At 49.5% G+C, this 19,752-nt stretch carries 23 protein-coding genes; 19 read left to right on the top strand and 4 right to left on the bottom strand.

Annotated elements, in window-relative coordinates; all coding sequences use genetic code 11:
* Positions 1 to 3: 3 nt before the first annotated feature.
* The 14 genes from AC1931_RS02190 (at position 4) to coaBC (ending at position 12,296) form a co-directional block, all read left to right on the top strand.
* Entirely contained in the window at positions 4 to 600 is a 597-nt protein-coding gene (locus AC1931_RS02190) for an XTP/dITP diphosphatase (protein ID WP_483875590.1), read from the top strand.
* A 60-nt stretch (positions 601 to 660) separates the two neighbouring features.
* Complete coding sequence (ndk, locus tag AC1931_RS02195) at positions 661 to 1,074, top strand: nucleoside-diphosphate kinase (RefSeq protein WP_483875591.1); 414 nt, start codon at positions 661 to 663, stop codon at positions 1,072 to 1,074.
* Between the two features lie 169 nt (positions 1,075 to 1,243).
* Complete coding sequence (gene rlmN / locus AC1931_RS02200; RefSeq protein ID WP_483875592.1) at positions 1,244 to 2,293, top strand: dual-specificity RNA methyltransferase RlmN; 1,050 nt, start codon at positions 1,244 to 1,246, stop codon at positions 2,291 to 2,293.
* 20 nt (positions 2,294 to 2,313) lie between these two features.
* Positions 2,314 to 3,189: an S-methyl-5'-thioadenosine phosphorylase gene (mtnP, locus tag AC1931_RS02205; RefSeq protein ID WP_483875593.1), complete on the top strand. Its 876-nt coding sequence runs from the start codon at positions 2,314 to 2,316 to the stop codon at positions 3,187 to 3,189.
* A gap of 150 nt (positions 3,190 to 3,339) precedes the next feature.
* Positions 3,340 to 4,251 (top strand): PfkB family carbohydrate kinase, encoded by a 912-nt coding sequence (locus AC1931_RS02210; protein ID WP_483875594.1) that lies wholly within the window; start codon positions 3,340 to 3,342, stop codon positions 4,249 to 4,251.
* 130 nt (positions 4,252 to 4,381) lie between these two features.
* Positions 4,382 to 4,873, top strand: coding sequence for a hypothetical protein (locus tag AC1931_RS02215; protein ID WP_483875595.1), 492 nt, complete (start codon positions 4,382 to 4,384; stop codon positions 4,871 to 4,873).
* 20 nt (positions 4,874 to 4,893) lie between these two features.
* A complete protein-coding gene (locus AC1931_RS02220) occupies positions 4,894 to 5,658 on the top strand; it encodes a tetratricopeptide repeat protein (RefSeq protein ID WP_483875596.1) in 765 nt (254 codons plus the stop codon).
* Positions 5,659 to 5,736: 78 nt separating this feature from the next.
* Complete coding sequence (locus AC1931_RS02225) at positions 5,737 to 6,240, top strand: response regulator (RefSeq protein ID WP_483875597.1); 504 nt, start codon at positions 5,737 to 5,739, stop codon at positions 6,238 to 6,240.
* The gene (locus AC1931_RS02230; protein WP_483875598.1) at positions 6,237 to 7,049 is read left to right on the top strand and encodes a purine-nucleoside phosphorylase; all 813 of its coding nucleotides are present in this window, start codon (positions 6,237 to 6,239) and stop codon (positions 7,047 to 7,049) included. The genes AC1931_RS02225 and AC1931_RS02230 overlap by 4 nt, the downstream gene beginning before the upstream one ends.
* A gap of 137 nt (positions 7,050 to 7,186) precedes the next feature.
* Positions 7,187 to 7,636, top strand: a complete 450-nt coding sequence (locus AC1931_RS02235; RefSeq protein ID WP_483875599.1) for a universal stress protein — start codon at positions 7,187 to 7,189, stop codon at positions 7,634 to 7,636.
* 93 nt (positions 7,637 to 7,729) lie between these two features.
* Positions 7,730 to 9,325 (top strand): NAD(P)/FAD-dependent oxidoreductase, encoded by a 1,596-nt coding sequence (locus AC1931_RS02240; RefSeq protein WP_483875600.1) that lies wholly within the window; start codon positions 7,730 to 7,732, stop codon positions 9,323 to 9,325.
* Positions 9,322 to 10,464, top strand: a complete 1,143-nt coding sequence (locus AC1931_RS02245) for a 3'-5' exoribonuclease YhaM family protein (protein WP_483875601.1) — start codon at positions 9,322 to 9,324, stop codon at positions 10,462 to 10,464. Before AC1931_RS02240 ends, AC1931_RS02245 begins: the two co-directional genes overlap by 4 nt.
* A complete protein-coding gene (locus tag AC1931_RS02250) occupies positions 10,461 to 11,084 on the top strand; it encodes an MBL fold metallo-hydrolase (RefSeq protein ID WP_483875602.1) in 624 nt (207 codons plus the stop codon). The genes AC1931_RS02245 and AC1931_RS02250 overlap by 4 nt, the downstream gene beginning before the upstream one ends.
* 12 nt (positions 11,085 to 11,096) lie before the next feature.
* Positions 11,097 to 12,296, top strand: a complete 1,200-nt coding sequence (gene coaBC, locus AC1931_RS02255; protein WP_483875603.1) for a bifunctional phosphopantothenoylcysteine decarboxylase/phosphopantothenate--cysteine ligase CoaBC — start codon at positions 11,097 to 11,099, stop codon at positions 12,294 to 12,296.
* 117 nt (positions 12,297 to 12,413) lie between these two features.
* Here the strand turns inward: coaBC and AC1931_RS02260 are convergent, their stop codons facing one another.
* Positions 12,414 to 13,325: a zinc dependent phospholipase C family protein gene (locus AC1931_RS02260; protein ID WP_483875604.1), complete on the bottom strand. Its 912-nt coding sequence runs from the start codon at positions 13,323 to 13,325 to the stop codon at positions 12,414 to 12,416.
* Between the two features lie 56 nt (positions 13,326 to 13,381).
* Between AC1931_RS02260 and AC1931_RS02265 the strand changes: the two genes are divergently transcribed.
* Positions 13,382 to 14,116: a uracil-DNA glycosylase gene (locus AC1931_RS02265; protein WP_483875605.1), complete on the top strand. Its 735-nt coding sequence runs from the start codon at positions 13,382 to 13,384 to the stop codon at positions 14,114 to 14,116.
* Here AC1931_RS02265 and AC1931_RS02270 read toward each other — a convergent pair.
* Together AC1931_RS02270 and AC1931_RS02275 are read right to left on the bottom strand one after the other, a co-directional pair.
* Complete coding sequence (locus AC1931_RS02270; protein WP_483875606.1) at positions 14,100 to 14,447, bottom strand: hypothetical protein; 348 nt, start codon at positions 14,445 to 14,447, stop codon at positions 14,100 to 14,102. The genes AC1931_RS02265 and AC1931_RS02270 overlap by 17 nt on opposite strands.
* An 82-nt stretch (positions 14,448 to 14,529) precedes the next feature.
* The gene (locus tag AC1931_RS02275; protein WP_483875607.1) at positions 14,530 to 14,880 is read right to left on the bottom strand and encodes a hypothetical protein; all 351 of its coding nucleotides are present in this window, start codon (positions 14,878 to 14,880) and stop codon (positions 14,530 to 14,532) included.
* A 213-nt stretch (positions 14,881 to 15,093) separates the two neighbouring features.
* Between AC1931_RS02275 and AC1931_RS02280 the strand changes: the two genes are divergently transcribed.
* Positions 15,094 to 15,291: a tautomerase family protein gene (locus tag AC1931_RS02280; protein ID WP_191153485.1), complete on the top strand. Its 198-nt coding sequence runs from the start codon at positions 15,094 to 15,096 to the stop codon at positions 15,289 to 15,291.
* Positions 15,292 to 15,365: 74 nt separating this feature from the next.
* Here AC1931_RS02280 and AC1931_RS02285 read toward each other — a convergent pair whose 3' ends face one another.
* Entirely contained in the window at positions 15,366 to 15,662 is a 297-nt protein-coding gene (locus AC1931_RS02285) for an ArsR/SmtB family transcription factor (RefSeq protein ID WP_483876158.1), read from the bottom strand.
* Positions 15,663 to 15,839: 177 nt separating this feature from the next.
* Between AC1931_RS02285 and AC1931_RS02290 the strand changes: the two genes are divergently transcribed.
* The 3 genes from AC1931_RS02290 (at position 15,840) to AC1931_RS02300 (ending at position 19,752) form a co-directional block, all read left to right on the top strand.
* A complete protein-coding gene (locus tag AC1931_RS02290; RefSeq protein ID WP_483875608.1) occupies positions 15,840 to 17,495 on the top strand; it encodes a putative manganese-dependent inorganic diphosphatase in 1,656 nt (551 codons plus the stop codon).
* Positions 17,496 to 17,743: 248 nt separating this feature from the next.
* Positions 17,744 to 18,685: a helix-turn-helix transcriptional regulator gene (locus AC1931_RS02295; RefSeq protein ID WP_483875609.1), complete on the top strand. Its 942-nt coding sequence runs from the start codon at positions 17,744 to 17,746 to the stop codon at positions 18,683 to 18,685.
* A 98-nt stretch (positions 18,686 to 18,783) separates the two neighbouring features.
* Entirely contained in the window at positions 18,784 to 19,752 is a 969-nt protein-coding gene (locus AC1931_RS02300) for a polyprenyl synthetase family protein (protein ID WP_483875610.1), read from the top strand.

Here is a 19,752-nt window from a genome sequence, read left to right on the forward strand (position 1 = left end):
ACGATGAAACTACTAGTAGCGACAAATAATCAGGGCAAGCTGCGCGAATTAAAACAGCTCTTGACCCCCCTCCAGCTCGATGTTATGGGTCTTGATCAGCTCAATAACCCTCCCATTGTAGAAGAAGACGGGACGACTTTTGCCGACAATGCCAGGAAAAAAGCGCTCACTCTGGCACGCTTTTCTGATTGTCTGACCCTGGCTGATGACAGCGGTTTGTGCGTTGATGTACTGGATGGTGACCCCGGGGTGTTTTCTGCCAGATATGCCGGCAAGCAGGGTGATGATCAAGCCAATAACACCAAACTGTTGAAGGAACTGCTGGCGATACCATTGAAACAGCGTAAGGCACATTTTTATTGCTGTATCGCCCTGGCTTGGCCCGATGGGCGCTGTTCGACGGTAGAGGGGCAGGTTGATGGATTGATTGTAGAGCAGGAGCGGGGCACTCATGGGTTTGGTTATGACCCGCTGTTCCTGGTGCCGGAATATGGAAAAACCATGGCGGAGCTGCCGGCCGAAATAAAGAACCGCATCAGTCACAGAGGACGGGCTTTACAAAAACTGTTGCCGTTGTTCAGAGAAATAATTCAACATTAAAGTTACCTAAACCGGCACTGCGCTAACGCTTGCCACTATCCTGTCCAGGAGGAAAGAAGAATGGAAAGAACATTTGCCATCATTAAACCCGATGCTTTTGCCGCCGGTCATGCCGGGCAGATTCTTGCCCGTATTTATGCCGAGGGGTTCAAAGTTGTCGGGCTTAAAAAATTGTATCTGAGCAAGGTCGAGGCGGAAGGCTTTTACGCCGTTCATCGCGCCCGCCCTTTCTTCGGTGAATTGACTGATTTCATGAGCAGTGGTCCCTGTGTCGTCATGGCACTCGAAGCAGAGAATGCCATCTCCAAATGGCGCGACCTGATGGGCGCAACCAACCCGGCCGATGCAGCTGAAGGGACATTGCGCAAGGAATTCGGCGCTTCTATCGGTGAAAATGCCACCCATGGTTCTGATGCCCCCGATACCGCTGCTTTTGAACTGGGGTATTTCTTTAATGGCCTTGAGCTGCTTTAAGCGCTTCATTGCATAACAGCTTGTTTATCTTCAAGCCCTTCGGTAGACTGCCGAAGGGCTTGAATTTTATGAACTCTATATCCTTTAATAAAAATCGGCGCTCTGTTTTTCTGCAGCCCGCTGCCGGGTAGCTTGCTTTAGATAACAGTTCCTTTTTTGCAGGTTAGGTGTGGACGAAAAAATTGATCTGAAAAATATGACCCACGCGGATCTGGTAGCTTTTCTCGAAAGGCTGGGACAACCGGCCTTTCGCGCGGGCCAGCTGTTTAAATGGATCTATCAGCAGGGCGTCACCGATTTTGCTGCCATGACCAATATCAGCAAGGCCCTGCGGGAGGAACTGTCAGTACGCTGCCGGATATCCACATTGACACCCCTTACGGTCCAGAACAGCCAGGATGGTACGCGTAAATATCTGTTTCAGCTCGAAGACGGCGCTACCATCGAAGCCGTTCGGATTCCCATGGAAACCGACAAGGCGACCCTGTGTATTTCAACCCAAGCCGGTTGCGCTATGGGTTGTGCTTTCTGTATGACGGCAACCTCCGGTTTGTTGCGGAATCTAAGCGCTGCCGAGATTGTTAATCAGGTATGTGCCGCCTTGGAAGATGGGCCGATGGGGAATATTGTCATGATGGGGATGGGGGAACCATTACATAATCTTGACAATGTTATTAACGCGCTGAATATTTTTTATCTGGATGATGGACTCGGATTTGGAGCACGGCGGGTTACTCTGTCAACCTGCGGTCTGGTGCCTGAAATACTGGAACTGAAAAAACGTATCAAGGTCAATCTGGCCGTGTCCCTTAATGCCGCCGATGACGAAGTGCGTTCCCGCCTGATGCCGATTAATAGCCGTTATCCCCTCGCGGAGTTGATTCCGGCCTGTGGGGAGTATAGCCGTGTTACAAAACAACGGGTGACCTTTGAGTACATCCTGATCAACGGCGTCAACGACTCGCTGGTGATGGCAAAAAAGCTGGTAAAGCTGTTGCATCCGGTACGCTGCAAGATCAACCTGATTGCCTTTAACGAACATCAGGGTACCGACTTCAAGCCGCCCGTCGATGCTACTATCAGGGCGTTTCAGAAATATCTGCTTGACCACGGGATGGTAGCGACGTTGCGTGCCGGTAAGGGGCGTGATATCGACGCCGCTTGCGGGCAATTAAAAGGTAGAATGGATCCAAAAACTCATTACAATGTTGCAAAATGATGAAGCTGGGAGAAGATTCTATGAAAACAATGGTGGTCGGGGTAATTGGTGGCAGCGGACTGTACGAGATCGAAGGGCTTACAGAGGTTGAAGAGGTTATCATAGAAACGCCCTATGGTGCGCCTTCGGATGCATTCATAACCGGTACTCTGAACGGGGTAAAAATGGTTTTTCTGCCGCGTCATGGTCGTGGGCATCGTCTGCTGCCGTCAGAGGTCAATTATCGTGCTAATATTTTCGGCATGAAAAAACTTGGAGTATCGCGGATCATATCGGTCTCGGCAGTTGGTAGCATGAAGGAACATATTGTTCCGGGACACATTGTCATCCCCGACCAGTTTTTTGACCGTACCCAGGGTCGGCGGGCATCGACCTTTTTTGGACAGGGGATTGTTGGACATGTCCAGTTTGCGGACCCGATCTGTGCTGACCTGGCTTCAATTCTCGAGAAATCGGCACGCGAGGTTGGCGCTACGGTTCATGCCGGTGGAACCTATATCTGCATTGAAGGCCCCAATTTTTCTACCCGCGCCGAATCGCAGATTTATCGCAGCTGGGGAGTCGATATTATTGGTATGACGAATATCCCTGAAGCACGGCTGGCACGTGAAGCGGAAATCTGCTACGCCACGGTCGCCCTTGCAACCGATTATGACTGCTGGCACGAGGGGCATGATGATGTCTCGGTGGAGGCGGTATTGAATATCATTCGTCAAAATGTAGCAACCGCACGCGCCATCATCAAAACCGCCGTTGAACAGATGGGGGAGCAGCTAACCTGTAGATGTGATAAAGCCCTTGAGTTCGCGATCATGACTGATAAAGACCTGATTCCGGAGCAGACGCGACAGGCATTGGCACCTATTATCGGGAAATACATTGATCAGGATGCTTGATGTGCAGTGATCATGCAATTTCTCAGTCAGGGTGCACGGCTGTCCCCCTTAAGAGCCGGGCTCGATTGCTTGATTGTCGCCATTCGTGACGACAGAAACCCCATTCATCATAACGCCCTCATGATTTAACGTACCATAAAGGATTATAACATGAGCATTCTTGTTGTCGGCAGCGTTGCTCTAGATTCTATTGCCACCCCATTTGGCGAGGTTGATGAGATCCTCGGTGGCTCAGCTTCATATTTCTCCACTTCAGCCAGTTTTTTTACTGATGTTAACTTGCTGGCGGTTATTGGTGAAGACTTTCCCCAGGAGCATGTTGAGTTTTTAAGCTCACGCAACATCAACCTTGATGGTTTGATGCGGGTACCCGGCAAAACCTTTCGCTGGCGCGGTCGCTACGAATATGACCTCAATGAAGCCCATACTCTGGATACCCAGCTCAATGTCTTTGAAACCTTCGAACCGCAATTGCCGGATCACTACCGCCAGGCGGAATATGTATTTCTTGCGAACATTGATCCCGATATTCAACGTCAGGCATTAAGTCAGGTTGTTGCCCCTGAACTTGTTGCCTGTGATACGATGAACTTCTGGATCGGTGGCAAAAAAGAGTCCCTGTTGCGTACCCTGAAGCTGGTAGATATCCTCATTATCAACGAAGCAGAAGTAAGGCAACTGGCGCAGGAGCCCAACCTGGTCAAGGCGGCAGCCATTGTACGTGGTTATGGCCCCAGGACTCTGGTTGTCAAGCGCGGCGAATACGGTGTGCTGATGTTTGGAGAAGGATCGATTTTTTCAGCCCCGGCCTATCCATTAGAAGAAGTGTTTGATCCGACCGGAGCAGGTGATACCTTTGCCGGTGGTTTTTTCGGCTATCTGGCCGCGACGCGCAATCTCAGTGAAACAAACATGCGCAAGGCGATAGTCTTTGGTACAGTAATGGCATCATTTACTGTGGAAAAATTCAGCCTGGAACGCCTTAAACAGATAAGTCATGAGGATATTTCTGATCGTTTCAAGAAAATAAAAATGCTGACTGACTTTGCTGATCTGGAATAGTTCCTGTACATTGAGAATCGATCTTTTGTATCTGTTCAGCACAGGATTCCAGATCCTGTGCCGTGGGCAGCAACTCAAAAATTAGGTTTTTTTTCTGGTGATATTGATTGCCACCAGGTCTGGGGCGCTTATGTTTATACAGCATAAACAGTTGACGTATCTTTCTGCTCCCGCCACCAAGGTCACCTCTTTGCAATCGTCGCCGTCTGCGATTCAGCTGGCGTTCAGTGGCTTCTCGCCTCAGCCCTGTCGTGCTTATCTGTTGCAATTAGCTGGAGGCGGCAAAGCTCTGGTCATGGTTGCCTTTTATTTGTTGGAGGCGCGCAGAACCATATTTTTTGTACCGGAGAAAGGTGAGGTTCCCCTTGCCCAGGTCAGTAAGATTTATGAGGATGGCAATGGGTTTATTGAATCAATGGGATTCGTTCTGACGGAATCTGATTTTCACCTGCTGTCATCTGTAGACAAACAGAAATACTGGGAAAAATTGCCTATTACTCAACCACCAGAGGCGACAGTGATCAAGCCGCAGAGCGTACAGCCCAGTAAAAATGAAGAGGATTTGCAGCTGCTGCGAGAAAAAAGTCTGGCCAGCCTTGGCCGTTATCTGGCCTCATTGTAAGCTATCTGGAGTGTCTATTTATGTCGAAATATCTGACTGGTTTTCTGCTTTTCGGTCTGTTTGTACTGGGCGGATGTGCCGGTACAACCGCTAATGTTGACGAAGAACGCCATCAAGCTGATGTTCATCACAAGCTGGCGGAAGCACATTTGCAGGGAAACAACCCCAGTGCAGCATTGCGAGAACTGCTCAAGGCGGTTGAGCTTGCTCCTGCCAATGCTGCCATTCGCGCGTCACTGGCACAGGCCTATCAGGAACGTCGTGCTTATCAGGAGGCTGAAACCCACTATTTAGAAGCGATCAGACTTTCTAAAGGGGACCCTCGTTATGAGAACAATCTGGCAAATCTGTACCTGGTCATGGAAGAGTGGGACAAGGCGATCAGCTATTTTGACCGTGCGGCAAAAAACCTTCTTTTTGACAGCACTCACATTGCCATGACCGGAAAAGGGTATGCTTTTTTGCAACAAGGTGATTATGCCTCGGCCCTGCAGGCTTTTCGTGAAGCCGTTTTGATGATGGCCAACTTTGCTCCGGCCCATTATTACCAGGCAGAAGTTTACCGCCTGACGGAAGAAACTGTGTTGGAAAAAGCAGCCTTGCGCCGCACTGTCGAATTAGCGCCGGAACTGGTGCAGGCGCGCTACCGCCTGGCGGTGTTACTGCTTCGAGATGGAAACTATCAAGGCGCACGCCAGCAACTGGAAATTATTATCAACTTTGTTCCTGAGTCCAATGAAGGTAAAATGGCTGCAGAATTAATTAAAACCCTTCCAAAAGAGTAACGGCCTTGCACACTGTATCTTGGTGATGCGTCGCTTAGTGGTTTTTTAAGCACGAACATTTGCCATAAGTGGTTTCTTATGAAAATTCAGTGTCCCGAGTGTAAAGCAAAATATCGTGTTCAATCTGCCGTCGACTCTTCATCCCCTGTGGTTGTTACCTGTCCTAAATGTCGTCATCGATTTTCTGTAAAACCGGTCAAAGAAGAAAAACCAGCCCGGAAAATACTTATTGTTGATGATGCTCGTTTTTTTCGTGAATTAATCATGGATCTGCTGGATGACCGAAAATTCGAACTGACAACGGCTAATTGTGGTGAAGGTGCCTGGGAAATGCTGCAATCGGAATCCTTTGATCTGCTGATTGCAGACGTAAACCTGCCGGATATCAGTGGCCTTGATTTGATCAGGAGAGTACGCAGTGACCAGCGCTGTGCCCGCTTGCCGATTCTTTGTATCAGCGGTGTTTACCGTCAGGATGATGATGCCCGTCAGGCCTTTATCGCTGGCGCTAATGATTTTATGACCAAGTCGTTCCATCCCGAAGACTTTACTGCTCGAATTGATAAACTGCTGTCAACATGATGGTTCTTGACGACATCAGCGCTGCGGCGAGTCAGCTGCAAAGCAAGCTTGGTTCCTTTCAGCCGGAATTAGCTGTCGTCCTGGGCTCAGGTTTTGCCGGTATCCCTACCGGAATGCAGGTTCACCTTACTGTGCCCCTGGCAACACTCTCCGGGTTCCCGGATTATGGAGTTACAGGCCACTCCGCCGCACTAACCGCGGGGCGGCTGAATGATCGCAAGCTGTTGCTGTTTCATGGTCGTTTCCATCTGTATGAGGGTTATAGTGCCTGGCAGGTCAGTGCCCAGGTTCGTCTGGGAGCCGCAGTCGGCTGCCGGAAGATCCTGTTGACTAACGCTGCAGGAGGGATAAACCCGGCCATGATGCCGGGGGACTTCATGCTGGTGACCGATCATCTTAATCTGACCGGTCACAATCCGATGATCGGGCGCTCCGAGCGTGATTTTGTCGATCTCAATCGACTGTATAGCTATCATTATCTTTTGCCATTGCGTGAAGCTCTGGCAAGTAAGTCGGTTAATCTGCACTCGGGAGTACTTGCCTGGATGATTGGGCCAAGCTATGAAACTCCTGCTGAGATCAATTTTATCGAGGCTGCCGGGGCTCAGGCCGTATCCATGTCGACCGTACCTGAAGCAATTATTGCGCGCCGTTATGGTCTTGAAGTCAGTGCCTTGTCCCTCATTGCCAACCCTGCTGCCGGTCGTGGTAATAAATCGCTTGATCACCAGGATGTGCTGGCGGTTGGCTCAACCAGCCTTGAGCGTTTTCATCTTGTTCTTGCCGGAATTCTTAAGCTGTGGCGATGATGAAAAAGAAACTCCTGTGATTTCAGTAGATTTCTTGATTAAAGCAGTTTGTCCTGTCCTTGACAGACAAGCTATTGATGTTAAACTTTTTGTGTCGGAGAAAATAAATTACCCAATCTTTATGTGAGGAGGTCAGCATGAAAGATTTTACTACCATTCTGGTTGCTGTTGATTTTTCTGAAAGTTCCAATAACGCTTTTGAGCTGGCGCTGAATATGGCCAACAAATATTCAGCCCGGCTGGCGCTGCTGCATGTCATTAATGAGCCGGTTGATCTGCGGGGCTTTTATGTGCCTCATATCTCCTTTGAAAAACTGGAAGAAGAGATCGAGCAGGGGGCAAAAAAACTGATGGAAAGCTTCTGCCGCCAGCATCTGGACGGCTACAAAAATTATGAGACTTTTATTGTGCCCGGTTTGCCCTACGAAGAGATTATTAAGCAGGCGCAGGAGCTTTCAGCGGACCTGATTGTGTTGGGAACCCACGGTCGCACCGGCCTTGATCATGTGCTGTTTGGCAGTACTGCAGAAAAGGTAGTGCGCAAATCTCCGTTGCCGGTTCTTACTGTGCGCTTGCAGAATGATTGACAGATAAGTTTTCCCCCTCTATAAATGACGTTCGACCGAGCAGCCGCAAGGCTGCTCTTTTTTCTGGATCACAGATAAATATTCAGGATTTCAATGGCCCTGCGAATTCGGGATTTATCCCTCGAACTGGATGAAGAAGAAGCGCAGCTTGGCGACAAGATTGCTGAGCTACTCAGTTGTCATTCTGACTTGATTCTGTCCTGGAAAATTCTGCGCAAAGGCATTGATGCTCGTAAAAAAATAAAAATATTAAGAGTTTACACTGTAGAGTTTAATGTAGAAAATGAAGCTGCCTTTTTAGCTCAATTTGGTCCTCACCCTAAACTTGATCGGTCGGTTAATGATCCACCGCTGTTGATTGACAACGTGTCGCAACCACTTCATGTGGTTGTGACAGGGATGGGCCCGGCCGGTCTTTTTTGTGCACTGACTCTGGCAGAAAGTGGTTGTCAGGTCACCCTGCTGGAACGCGGCAAACCGGTTGAACAACGTTTGCCTGATGTGCGACATTTCTGGGACCGGGGTGTGCTGGATGAAAATAGCAACGTACAATTTGGTGAGGGGGGCGCCGGCACCTTTTCCGATGGTAAATTGACTACCAGGTTAAACCATCCCGGTATCGGTCACATCCTGGCGAGGCTGGTGGCCATGGGGGCGCCGGAAGAAATCCTCTATCAAGCGAAACCGCATATCGGTAGTGATCGGCTGCGAAAAGTGCTTATCCGTTTTCGCCGGCATTTAATAGAGCTGGGTGTAGATATCCGTTTTTCCAGCTTGTTCAGTGGATTTACGATGACGTCTGGTCGGGTTGCGGCGGTAACCATCAATCATCATGAACAGCTTCCCTGCGACCGGTTGGTCATTGCTCCGGGGCACAGTGCTCGTGACACCTATCAGCTACTGGAAGAAGCCGGTGTCAAGCTTCAACCCAAAGCTTTTGCTATGGGTTTACGGGTGGAACATCCACGTGAATCTATAAACCAGATTCAGTATGGTTTATCTGCTCATCCGCACCTTCCGGCAGCAGATTATCGTTTGACCTGGAACGATCCTGACAGCGGCCGCGGAATCTATTCCTTTTGCATGTGTCCTGGTGGTTCGGTGATTAACGCTGCTTCAGAAGCGGCTGGTATCGTGGTCAACGGCATGAGTGATTATCGCCGCGATGCTCCTTTATCGAACAGTGCGCTGGTGGTAACCGTCTCTCCGGCTGATTTCGCCCACAGCGGGGCGCTGGCCGGGATGGAATTTCAGCGCAGATGGGAACGTGCAGCCTGGCAGGCAGGAGAACCGGGTTGGCGTGCACCGGCCCAGCCGTTACTTGAATTTCTTCATGGTCGGGGAGGGCGATTGTATTCAAGTTGTCGCCCCGATGTTGTTCATGCCCCTCTTGATGATTGTTTACCTGACTACGTTGCCAAGGGCTTACGTCGTGCGCTACCATACTTTAACCGCAAGATGCGAGGTTTTATCAGTGAAGAAGCAACCCTGATCGGCGTCGAGACACGAACCTCCGCACCCTTGCGGATCCTGCGTGATAGTGCAGGTGAATCGGTCAGCCACCGCGGCCTGTTTCCTGCTGGGGAAGGCGCCGGTTATGCCGGTGGTATCATGAGCGCCGCTCTTGATGGGCTGAATTCGGCAATTCATATTTTACGCGCTGCACAAATACAGTTGAGGTCGATGTGAAAGAAATATACGTCAAGCAAATAAATGAACGTGATCGCGTCAGCAGCATTTTTCTGGTCCGCGACAAAATCACTGCCATGGCTAAAAATGGCAAACCCTATATGACCCTCAAGTTGATGGACAGTACCGGGGAGGTGGAAGCGAAGGTCTGGGATCGCATAGATGAGCTTTCGAGCCGCTTTGCTGCTGACGATTTTATCCGCGTTGAAGCTAAAGCCAGTGTCTATATGGGAAAGATGCAACTGGTTGTCCAGCAGCTGGAAAAAGTAGCTGATGAATCGGTTGATATTGGGGATTTTCTGCCGGTCAGTAGTCGCTCTGCCGAAGACATGCGAAACGAACTTGATCAGCTGCTTGATTCGCTGGAAAATTCCTATATTCGTGACTTGTTGCGATCGTTTTTCGATGATCCGGAATTTTATCGTCTTTATTCAAGGGCTCCGGCGGCAAAGTCAATGCATCATACCTATATTGGTGGCCTGCTGGAACACTCTCTGGCGGTAGCGGCTCTCGCCCTTGATGTTGCCAGGCGTTACCCCCAGGTTGATCGGGATCTGCTGATCAGTGGTGCGATGCTTCATGATGTAGGAAAAGTGCTGGAACTATCATTTGATCGTTCATTTGGCTATACCGATGAAGGAAAACTGCTTGGGCATATCGTTATGGGTGTGCAGATGATTGAAGACCATGTGCGCGCTATTCCCGGCTTTCCTGCGGAATTATCAATGAAGATCAAGCATCTGTTGTTATCTCACCACGGTCAATATGATTTTGGTTCCCCTAAGATGCCTCAATTTTTAGAAGCGGTTATCCTGAATTTTATTGATGATCTGGACTCCAAGATCAACGCGGTACAATTACATATTGAAAAAGAACAGCAGGATCATGGATGGACATCGTATCATCGGCTCTTTGATCGTTATTTCTATATGGGGCAACAAAAAAACGATGGGTCCAAACCACCCCTTTCAGACCAGCAGGCAGTTGCACCTGCTGCCCCACCAGTAACCAAGGACCGATCTGACAGCCGGCGTGACAGCCGGCATGAACGCCCCCTGGGTGCGACCCTGGGTGAACAGCTGAAAAGCCGGAATCTGGATCTTTTCACGCAGATCAATGAAAAAGGAGAGCCATCATGATAGTAACCAGTCTGCCGACTGGTCCTTTAGAGGTGAATTGTTATCTCGTGGGCTGTGAAAAAACCGGCAAAGCAGCAGTGATTGATCCCGGCGGTAACGTGAATAGCATTCTGGAACTTTTGCGCCAGCATGATTTGACCCTTGCCATGGTCATTAACACCCACGGACATTTTGACCATATCGGGGCTAATCGGTCACTGCTTGAAAAAACCGGATGCGAACTGTTGATTCATCAGGATGATGCGCCTTTGTTGCAGCGTGCTGCTGAACATGCTGCTTTGTTTGGCCTGTCCACCAGCCGTTCACCGGAGCCGACAAGGTTATTGAAGGATGGGGATACCATCCAGCTTGGAGATTTGACATTCACGGTTATTCATACGCCTGGGCATTCACCTGGTGGTATTTGCCTGCATGTTGATGATTGTCTTTTTGTTGGGGATACCCTGTTCTGCGGATCGATTGGTCGAACTGATCTTCCTGGTGGTAATCATCAGCAGCTGATCAACAATATCAAAAACAAATTGTTGGGCCTGGCCGATGATACCAAGGTTTATCCCGGCCACGGTCCGGCGACAACTATTGGTCATGAAAAACACCACAATCCTTTTCTGGTAGGGTGATGAGGTTGGCAGATGCTTAAAGGCAAAACCATTATTCTCGGCGTCAGTGGTGGCATTGCGGTGTACAAAGCGGTCGAGTTGCTGCGCCTGCTGACCAAAGCCGGTGCCACGGTGCATGTGGTAATGACTCATTCTGCTTGTGAGTTTGTCACTCCCTTAACATTTCAAACCCTCTCGGGGCAACCAGTGCATACCGAGCTGTTCAACCTTTATCAGGAGCAGGAGATTGGTCATATTTCGCTGGCAGATCGGGCCGATCTGTTCATCCTGGCGCCGGCAACGGCCAACCTCATCGGCAGGATAGCTCAGGGCCTTGCCGATGATCTGCTGACAACAACGGTGATGGCTACCAAGGCCCCTGTTTTGGTTGTGCCGGCAATGAACACCAATATGTACAAAAACCCCCTGTATCAACGCAATGAACAACGGTTACGTGAGGTCGGCTATCACCTGCTCGAGCCGGTTTGTGGCGAACTTGCCTGCGGCTGGACCGGCCAGGGGAAAATGCCTGATCCACACGATATCCTTTACGCTGCCGAGGACATCCTGAGCCGCAAAGACCTTGTCGGCTGCCGGATTCTGGTCAGCGCCGGTCCGACCCGTGAAGAGATCGACCCGGTACGTTATCTGACCAACCATTCCTCCGGCCGCATGGGGTTCGCCATCGCCGCTGCAGCCCGTCGACGTGGTGCCGCGGTGACTCTGGTTGCCGGGCCAGCCCAATTAGCCCCGCCTGCCGGGGTGCAGGTGTTTTCTGTTGTATCTGCCCAGCAGATGCACGATGTGATGCTTGACTGTTTTACTGATTCCGATGTTGTGATCAAGGCAGCAGCGGTCTCTGATTATCGCCCGTTGACCCGTCAGCAACAAAAAATGAAGAAAAAGTCCGTAGAGCTTCATCTTGAGCTGGAAAAAACTCCGGATATTCTAGCTGAACTGGGGCGTCGTAAAGCGCATCAGATTCTGGTCGGCTTTGCTGCTGAAACTGAGAATTTGCTGGAACATGCAACGCACAAACTGGACAGCAAAAATCTCGATATGATCGTCGCCAATGATGTGTCGATCCCGGGTGCCGGCTTTAATGTGGACACCAATATTGTCCGTTTTATTTATCGTGACGGGAAAGTGGAAAGCCTGGAGTTGATGAGCAAAACCGATGTGGCTGACCAATTGCTTAATCGGATCTGTCCGCTTTGGAGGAAAATCAGTTGATTAGCGTCCGGAACCGGGCCATTTTCGAATTATAAACTTGCCGGCTGGACACCGGAGTTTCGGGATGTCAACCGGTAGGCTACCCGATCAGAATGCCGATTTTTTGAACCGGAATACTCAAACGACGGTAAAAAGTGGCAATATTTCGTCCGGGTTGGTGATGCCGAGGCGAAAGCGGGTACGCAGCTCTTGGAGAATCAGATCAGAGTCTTCCTGCTCCAGCTTGCCGTCAAGCCACAGCAGTTTCATGTTTTTACGAATCAGATTGGAAGCGGTTAAAGCGCGATCACCGGTCGGATCAGCATTCCAGTAGGGACTTTCTTCATCACTGAGGATGCTGTAAACAGCCTCCAGTCCGAGTGCCATGTATTCATCGTGTTCAGCACGGTCAAAGGGCCAGCGTGAATGCATTGCGATGGTTTCGACCATTTTCTGCCAACGATTTAACCGGCTGATCAGCATCATCGAATTAAAAATTTGCTTGTTGGTACCAAAGGAAAAAATGGTGTCTGAGATGGACCCGCTAAGGACCTTGTCGAGTTGACGATTGTTGCGCTTGGCCAGTTGTTGAGCAATCTGCCAGGTTTCCTTCTTAACGCCGATATCTGCCCGGATTTCCCAATAGGCATGATTGTGAAAGGTGGTGTTAAAGGTCATGGCCAGCTTGTAGGGGACAAAATAGTTATGTGCTACCGTATCGGCGGCCAGATGAGATAAATAGCCATAGGCACAGGCTTCCGACTCGGGCCCGGCTTTCTTGCCCCGCTCAAGAATTTTACGGCCGATCCGCCAGTTATGGCAATGTTCCAGGTGGTGCGTGTGTTTTTTGCCCAGGGTGATGTCGGCAGCTATACAGCCGTACAGATAATCGAGAGGATGGGTAGCAAGTAGCAACTGCAATGTCTGTGGTAAGACCTCGGGGGCAGCCAGAACGCGCAGACAGGTTCCCAGATGAACCCCGGCTCCCCAGGCATATACTGGTTCCGGAACCAAAACCATCAACATCGTCAGGATCAAAAAAGGGAACATATACGGCCCATTATCGTTGTTTCAAAACATTTTAAGACATGTGAGTTGAAAAGTTCATGAAGGATAAATTGTACCACGAATGCTATACCCATGTCAGTCAAGCCCGCAGTCTTCTGCAGGAACTCAGGGAGTTGGGTTATAGCACGATTGCCCCTGTCGTTTCGACACAAAACACCCTGATCGACACTGCCGGCCCAGCGGCTGCGCGACCTTTGGCGAGGGGAGAAACTCTGTCAGCTTTGCGAGGAGAGGTTGAACTGTGTCGCGCTTGCCCCTTGTATGAAAAACGCAAAATGGCTGTTTTTGGACGTGGCAACCCTAAGGCCGATCTGGTGTTTGTCGGTGAGGCCCCCGGTTATGAGGAAGATCAGCAGGGCGAGCCTTTCGTAGGTGAGGCCGGGCGATTGCTTGACCGCATCCTGTTTGCCATGGCGGTGCCAGCAGAGGAAGTCTATATTTGCAATCTGATAAAATGTCGTCCACCGGCCAACCGGGATCCCCGCGCCGACGAGATAGCGGCGTGTGAGCCCTATCTCAAACGCCAACTGGCGCTGCTAAAGCCTACCGTCATTGTGGCCCTGGGCCGTTTTGCCGCCCAGACTCTGCTGAGAGTCCAGACACCGGTCAGTCGCTTGCGCGGTCAATGGTACAGCTATGAGGGTGTTGCTCTCATGCCAACCTTTCATCCGGCCTATTTGCTGCGTTCACCACAGGATAAAAAACTGGTTTGGGAGGATATGACAATGGTTAAACAGCGGCTGGGAGTCTTAACCGTTACGCCATCAGATTAACAAAACTGCCTGGTGAAGGCAGATCATTGAAGTTCTGTTGATAGCGTGCGATGAGCTCCTGATTACGGTCGCTAAAGCCGGATGTTGCTGCTTGTGGTTTAACCGCGGCATTTTCTTCGACAATCAGATTGCGCCACTGGTTATGCTGTTCGTCGGGGCGCTGGACGGGGCTGTATGTATCAACGTATTCAGCGTCAATGATCGGTTGAGGGGCAGAGCGATACTGATCCCTGGCAGGAGCGACAGTTGCCTGGCGGTTTTTCGATGTCACCGGGGGCGTAGCGTATCCCTGCTGTGTTGTTGCTACCCGGGAGGTTAGTCCTGCAGTCATGTTAGGTCCACTAAAATTCACGATCCGGCTCTTACTCTACTGAGGGGGTTATTATTCATCACCATGTTTTTTTTAATGACCTTCAGGGGTTCTGTGGAAGGATGCGAATCAGTCGCCATCCTTTAGCTTCCATGCAGACCCGGTAAAGTCTACTGAACTCTTCCTGATAGCGCATTTGTTCTAAATGATCGCGCCAGATCCAGTCATCAACATAGTACCTCCCATGATAATAGAAGGGGCGGTAGAAAGGGAAGAGGGGATCACCATAGGGATAATAAGGAAAGCGTGCCTCGCGCTGGGAAAGCTGTCGACACTCTTTTTGCGCCCGCTGTAACTCCAAATCGCCAAGTCCTTCACTATGCTCCCATACCAGCGTTCCGCGACCGGCACATCCGGTCAAAAGAATAAACAGGAGCAGCATGATGATTTTCATGATTGCCTCCGACTAGTGGAAGTTTTCTCTTCATTATACCTTGAATAACCTTCTTATGACCAACGTCTATACCGTTCACACCTTTCTTCAAATCAAATATGATTGCTCTAAAAATAGTGATTTGCTGTTTTCCACATTGATTTGGTTCTTGATTCTTTCACCGCTGGGGTTATAATTGCAACTCAGATGTCGCTTTAATGAAAGGAGACACAAATGCCGGTTGTTACTGTTCGCACGGTTGAAGGTATCAGCGCAGAAAAAAAAGAAGAGCTCATGGAGCGGATCACTACTGCATTAAAAGAGGTTCTTGGAAAAAATCCTGAAGCTACTCACGTTGTGATTGAAGAGATCCCGCCGGAGAACTGGGGAATTCGTGGAAAAACTGTCGCTGCTATTCGTTCCGGAAAATAGAAGTTAATGGTTTTATTAAAAAAACGGTTGTCTTAACAGGGCAACCGTTTTTTCGTCGAGGATATTGAGGACAATTATTTTGCTATGGGCACGTGTTGCAGCAAAGCGCTAACAATTCGGATTGCTTCCGGTGAGGTGACCTGGTAGTAAACCTCGACCCCTTCGCGCCGGCCGATGATAATGTTTTTGTTTTTCAGTAAAGCCAGATGTTGCGAGACGGTTGCCTGAGGAAGACCAAGGCATTCCCAGATTTTTTTGACATTGCACGCCTGGGAAATCAACCCGGCAACAATTTTGAGCCGTATCGGGTGACCGAGAACTTTCAGGATTTCAGACTCACGGTCGTAATCAATTTCACTTTCAAAAGGCATGTCCGATTTTGTCTGCGCCATATTCATTCTCCTATTTAATTTTGACTATATCTATATATATTAGTTGACAGTTTTACTACAGGTCAACAGCTGAATGCGATAAGCTTTTCCAGCGCAGCAGGTCAGCTGCCCGGGTTTTTTTCGTTAAGGCAATTTCTATTTAGAGAGCTTTTGCAGATGTCGAATACCCCCGTTGTTTATGTTGTTGGTCATCGCAACCCCGACACCGATTCTATCTGCAGCGCCCTGGCATACGCTCGGCTGCGTTGTCTTCAGGGCTTATCAGGTGTACAGGCGGCGCGCGCCGGTAACATTAATCAGCAGACCCAGTTTGTTCTGGATGAGCTGGGTGTTGAGGTGCCGGTTCTATTGTCCGATGTACATCCCCGCATCAAGGATGTAGTGACGGAAAAAGCCATCAGTATCCATCAGGACGAACCGATGGCGCGGGCCATTGAACTTTATCATCAACACCATATCCGCATGTTGCCGGTAGTTGATGATGCCGGCAGGGCACAGGGGTTGCTGCTGCTTAAGCGCGCAACAGAATTTTTTCTGGTGCCGACCGATCCCGAGAAGATGCGACGGATCAAAGCATCGTTGTGCTCTATTCAGCGTTGTCTTAATGCCGATGCCGTAAATCTGGTCTCAGCAGATAAGGTGGAGGATCTGAACCTTTATGTAGGCGCCAGGCGCGAAGCAAGCTTCGATAGCTGGATTAAGAAGATGGACCTGTCGCGAGCCGTGTTGATTACCGGCGATCGTCCGGGAATTCAGCGGCGGGCTGTCGAAGCCGGGGTGCGGTTGCTGATTGTCAGCGGCGGCGGTGGAGTTGATGATGACTTACTGGCTCTGGCAAGAGTCAATCAGGTATCTATTCTGGTGAGTGATTATGATACCGCTAACTCAGTTTGGTTAACCCGGATGGCAACACCGGTGGGCGCATTGGCTGATACCGACTTTATTACCGTTAAACCCAATGATCTGCTTGACGATTTACGGATCAAACTGATGCATGGCAAACAGTCAGGAGCCATCGTCTGCGCTGGGGAAAAGCAGGTTGTTGGTGTCGCAACCAAGAGTCACTTAATCAAAAGTTCATCAGTCAAATTGATTCTTGTCGACCATAATGAATTATCACAGGCCGTTCCAGGCGCGGATAAGGTAGAAATTCTCGAGGTCATTGATCACCACCGTCTTGGAAACTTTCACACAGATCAGCCAATTCGCTTTATTAATCAGCCCCTTGGCAGTACCTGCTCCCTGGTTGCAACTCTCTATCAGCAGGCGGGTGTTAAGCCTGATGCTTCAATAGCGGGACTGCTGCTGGCTGGTCTGCTATCTGATACTCTGGTTTTGAAATCGCCAACGACCACCGAAGTAGATCGTCAACTGGTTCCCTGGCTCGAAGAGTTGTCCGGGCTGGAACACGCCGAGTTTGGTGCCCGATTGTTTGCCGCCGGCAGTTTGATGGCGAGTGGCGCACCGGCCCGTCAGCTCATTTATACCGATTTTAAAGAATATTCCGTAGGGAATTATCAGCTTGGTCTGGGACAGGTTGAGGTCGTTAACTTCCATACTTTTTATGACCGCCAACAGGAACTTGCCAGTGAACTGACAGCTATTCGTGCAGAGAAAGACTATGATCTGGCAGCGTTGCTTATCACTGACATTGTTATGGAAACCAGCTATCTGCTGACCGCCGGCCCCAGTGAACTACCCTATGTGATTGGCTATCCTCAAGAAACCGATAACCTTTATCGGCTCAAGGGCGTCATGTCACGAAAAAAACAATTGGTTCCGCATTTGATGAAGGTATTTAAAGGCTTGTGATAGAGGCAAAAAAATGCCCCGCGCCAGGAGGGAAAACGCGGGGCTAAGCTGTCTTAAGTTGTTGATTAACATTATAGCCGACAAATGATTAAAGTCAACTAAAAAAAATAAATTAATTTTAAATATTATTTTTAACGCCTGTTTGTCGTCCTGCTCAGATTATAAATCAAATGACTTCAGTGGTTTGCCGCGTTGGTGAGATTCTGTTACACTCCGGCAACCTTGTCGGAAATGCGGATAAATAAGTCATGATTTCTTTAGATCCATCATCAGTTGCGGTTGACGGTTCGGCTTTACGGCGAATTCGTGAAGAAAAGCGCCTGACACAGCTGTATGTGTCGAAGGTCGTCGGAGTTACAACTGACACTGTTTCACGTTGGGAAAATAATCGTTATCCAACCATCAGACGTGAAAACGCAGTTAAGCTTGCTGAAGCCCTTGAGGTTGAACTGGAGGATATCATTAAAAAAGATATCCAGATTCAACCTGGAGTAGAACAACAAGATTCCAGATCTTTGAGTAAAATCATCTGGTCGGTTGCAACCGTCTTAGTAGTTGTCCTGATTCTCGTCTGGTTTTTTGCTTCACAACGTAACCTCCCAATGGATCCACAATTACAGGCCCGGCGGGTGCTGCCGTTCCATGTGGCTCCGGGACATGAGCTGCTGATACAATTAGAGATTTCAGCTGAAACCCCTTTAAAGGGGATGATTCTAAAAGAAGAGTTTCCACCGGGATGGACGTTTATTTCTTCTGAGCCTGAAGCTGCCAGTGTCGATGCGCCGGCCGGGGTTGCCAGATGGATTTTTCGTAATCCACAAACGTTGTTTAATGTTTACTATCGCCTTGGTGTGCCTGATGATGTCCCTCTGGAAAAGATCATTACAGTCAGTGGCGAGTTAACTGCCAATCCTGAGGGACGGCAATTTATTTTGCCTGTCTCTGCTGATCAACGTACCAGTATCAGACCATTTCACTGGGCTGATACCAACGCTAATTATGTCATTGATGATATGGAAATTCTTGTTTTTTCCGAACTGACTGAAAACACCTCCGAACTTGATGAGGAATGGTATCTGGTTGAGCAGATCTGGCATTCAGGTTCGTATCAATGGGATGATGTTAACTATCGTTTTGTTCCAGTCTCCGCAGAAGAAAATCCAGCGCCATCACCACCAGGTGGCAATTGAATTTGACATTGGATGAGGCCCTTTTTAGAATGCCGCATGTGTCGGGATCTCTTCTTTGTCCCTCTTTAGCATAACTTGATGTCGGGAAAGAAAAAAACATGGATGCAGTTGTTGCCCTGATAAAAGATGAGATGCAGGCGGTTGAAGAACAGATCAAGAACCATCTGTCGTCTGAGGTGGAGTTGATCGGCCAGGTCGGACAGTACGTTCTGTCCAGTGGCGGCAAGCGCTTGCGCCCGATGCTGTTGATTTTAAGCTCACGCTTGTGCGGGTATCAGGGAAACAAACATATCGACCTGGCCGGCGTTGTTGAGTTCATCCACACCGCTACCTTGCTCCACGATGACGTCGTTGACAGCGCGAGCTTGCGGCGTGGCAACCGTTCGGCAAACTCCGTATGGGGAAATCAGGCTTCTGTCCTTGTAGGTGACTTTCTTTTTGCCAAGTCCTTTTCTGTCATGGTTGGTTCAAATAGCCTGCGCATTCTGAAGTTGCTGGCCGATACGACAACACAGCTGGCAGAAGGGGAAATTCTGCAATTACTTAATACCTGTGATCTGGAGGTTGATGAGAACCGCTACCTTCAGGTTGTACGGGATAAAACCGCCATCCTGATCGCCGCCGCCTGCCAGGTGGGGGCAGTTCTGGCTGGAGCCGAGGCTGAAAAAGAGGACGCCCTGCGTGAATTCGGCCTGGAAATCGGAACAGCTTTCCAGTTGATGGACGATGCGTTGGATTACGTTGCAGATCAAAAAGAATTCGGCAAGGAACGCGGTCATGATCTGTTTGAAGGTAAAATGACCCTGCCGCTGATCCATACTTACCACAGTGCGTCGGCTCGAGAGTGTGCGCAAATTTCCCGTATTGTCGAAGCGGAAGATCTGGTTGTCGAAGATCTTGATTATGTCTGTAAGCTGATAGAAGAGAAGGGAGGCATTACCTACACCCGGGGTAAAGCCTTGGAAAGGATTGCACGAGCAAAAAGTCTGCTGGAAATATTTCCCGATTCAGCGGCGCGCCAGGCATTGTTCGAGCTGGCTGATTATGTAGTTTCGCGCACCAAATAA

Source organism: Pelovirga sp. C15f, from assembly GCF_057178085.1.

Coding starts and splice junctions, on each gene's coding strand:
- AC1931_RS02190 (WP_483875590.1), top strand. CDS start 4: ATGAAACTACTAGTAGCGACAAATAATCAGGGCAAGCTGCGCGAATTA.
- ndk (WP_483875591.1), top strand. CDS start 661: ATGGAAAGAACATTTGCCATCATTAAACCCGATGCTTTTGCCGCCGGT.
- mtnP (WP_483875593.1), top strand. CDS start 2,314: ATGAAAACAATGGTGGTCGGGGTAATTGGTGGCAGCGGACTGTACGAG.
- AC1931_RS02210 (WP_483875594.1), top strand. CDS start 3,340: ATGAGCATTCTTGTTGTCGGCAGCGTTGCTCTAGATTCTATTGCCACC.
- AC1931_RS02215 (WP_483875595.1), top strand. CDS start 4,382: ATGTTTATACAGCATAAACAGTTGACGTATCTTTCTGCTCCCGCCACC.
- AC1931_RS02220 (WP_483875596.1), top strand. CDS start 4,894: ATGTCGAAATATCTGACTGGTTTTCTGCTTTTCGGTCTGTTTGTACTG.
- AC1931_RS02225 (WP_483875597.1), top strand. CDS start 5,737: ATGAAAATTCAGTGTCCCGAGTGTAAAGCAAAATATCGTGTTCAATCT.
- AC1931_RS02230 (WP_483875598.1), top strand. CDS start 6,237: ATGATGGTTCTTGACGACATCAGCGCTGCGGCGAGTCAGCTGCAAAGC.
- AC1931_RS02235 (WP_483875599.1), top strand. CDS start 7,187: ATGAAAGATTTTACTACCATTCTGGTTGCTGTTGATTTTTCTGAAAGT.
- AC1931_RS02240 (WP_483875600.1), top strand. CDS start 7,730: ATGGCCCTGCGAATTCGGGATTTATCCCTCGAACTGGATGAAGAAGAA.
- AC1931_RS02250 (WP_483875602.1), top strand. CDS start 10,461: ATGATAGTAACCAGTCTGCCGACTGGTCCTTTAGAGGTGAATTGTTAT.
- coaBC (WP_483875603.1), top strand. CDS start 11,097: ATGCTTAAAGGCAAAACCATTATTCTCGGCGTCAGTGGTGGCATTGCG.
- AC1931_RS02260 (WP_483875604.1), bottom strand. CDS start 13,325: ATGTTCCCTTTTTTGATCCTGACGATGTTGATGGTTTTGGTTCCGGAA.
- AC1931_RS02265 (WP_483875605.1), top strand. CDS start 13,382: ATGAAGGATAAATTGTACCACGAATGCTATACCCATGTCAGTCAAGCC.
- AC1931_RS02270 (WP_483875606.1), bottom strand. CDS start 14,447: ATGACTGCAGGACTAACCTCCCGGGTAGCAACAACACAGCAGGGATAC.
- AC1931_RS02275 (WP_483875607.1), bottom strand. CDS start 14,880: ATGAAAATCATCATGCTGCTCCTGTTTATTCTTTTGACCGGATGTGCC.
- AC1931_RS02280 (WP_191153485.1), top strand. CDS start 15,094: ATGCCGGTTGTTACTGTTCGCACGGTTGAAGGTATCAGCGCAGAAAAA.
- AC1931_RS02285 (WP_483876158.1), bottom strand. CDS start 15,662: ATGCCTTTTGAAAGTGAAATTGATTACGACCGTGAGTCTGAAATCCTG.
- AC1931_RS02290 (WP_483875608.1), top strand. CDS start 15,840: ATGTCGAATACCCCCGTTGTTTATGTTGTTGGTCATCGCAACCCCGAC.
- AC1931_RS02295 (WP_483875609.1), top strand. CDS start 17,744: ATGATTTCTTTAGATCCATCATCAGTTGCGGTTGACGGTTCGGCTTTA.
- AC1931_RS02300 (WP_483875610.1), top strand. CDS start 18,784: ATGGATGCAGTTGTTGCCCTGATAAAAGATGAGATGCAGGCGGTTGAA.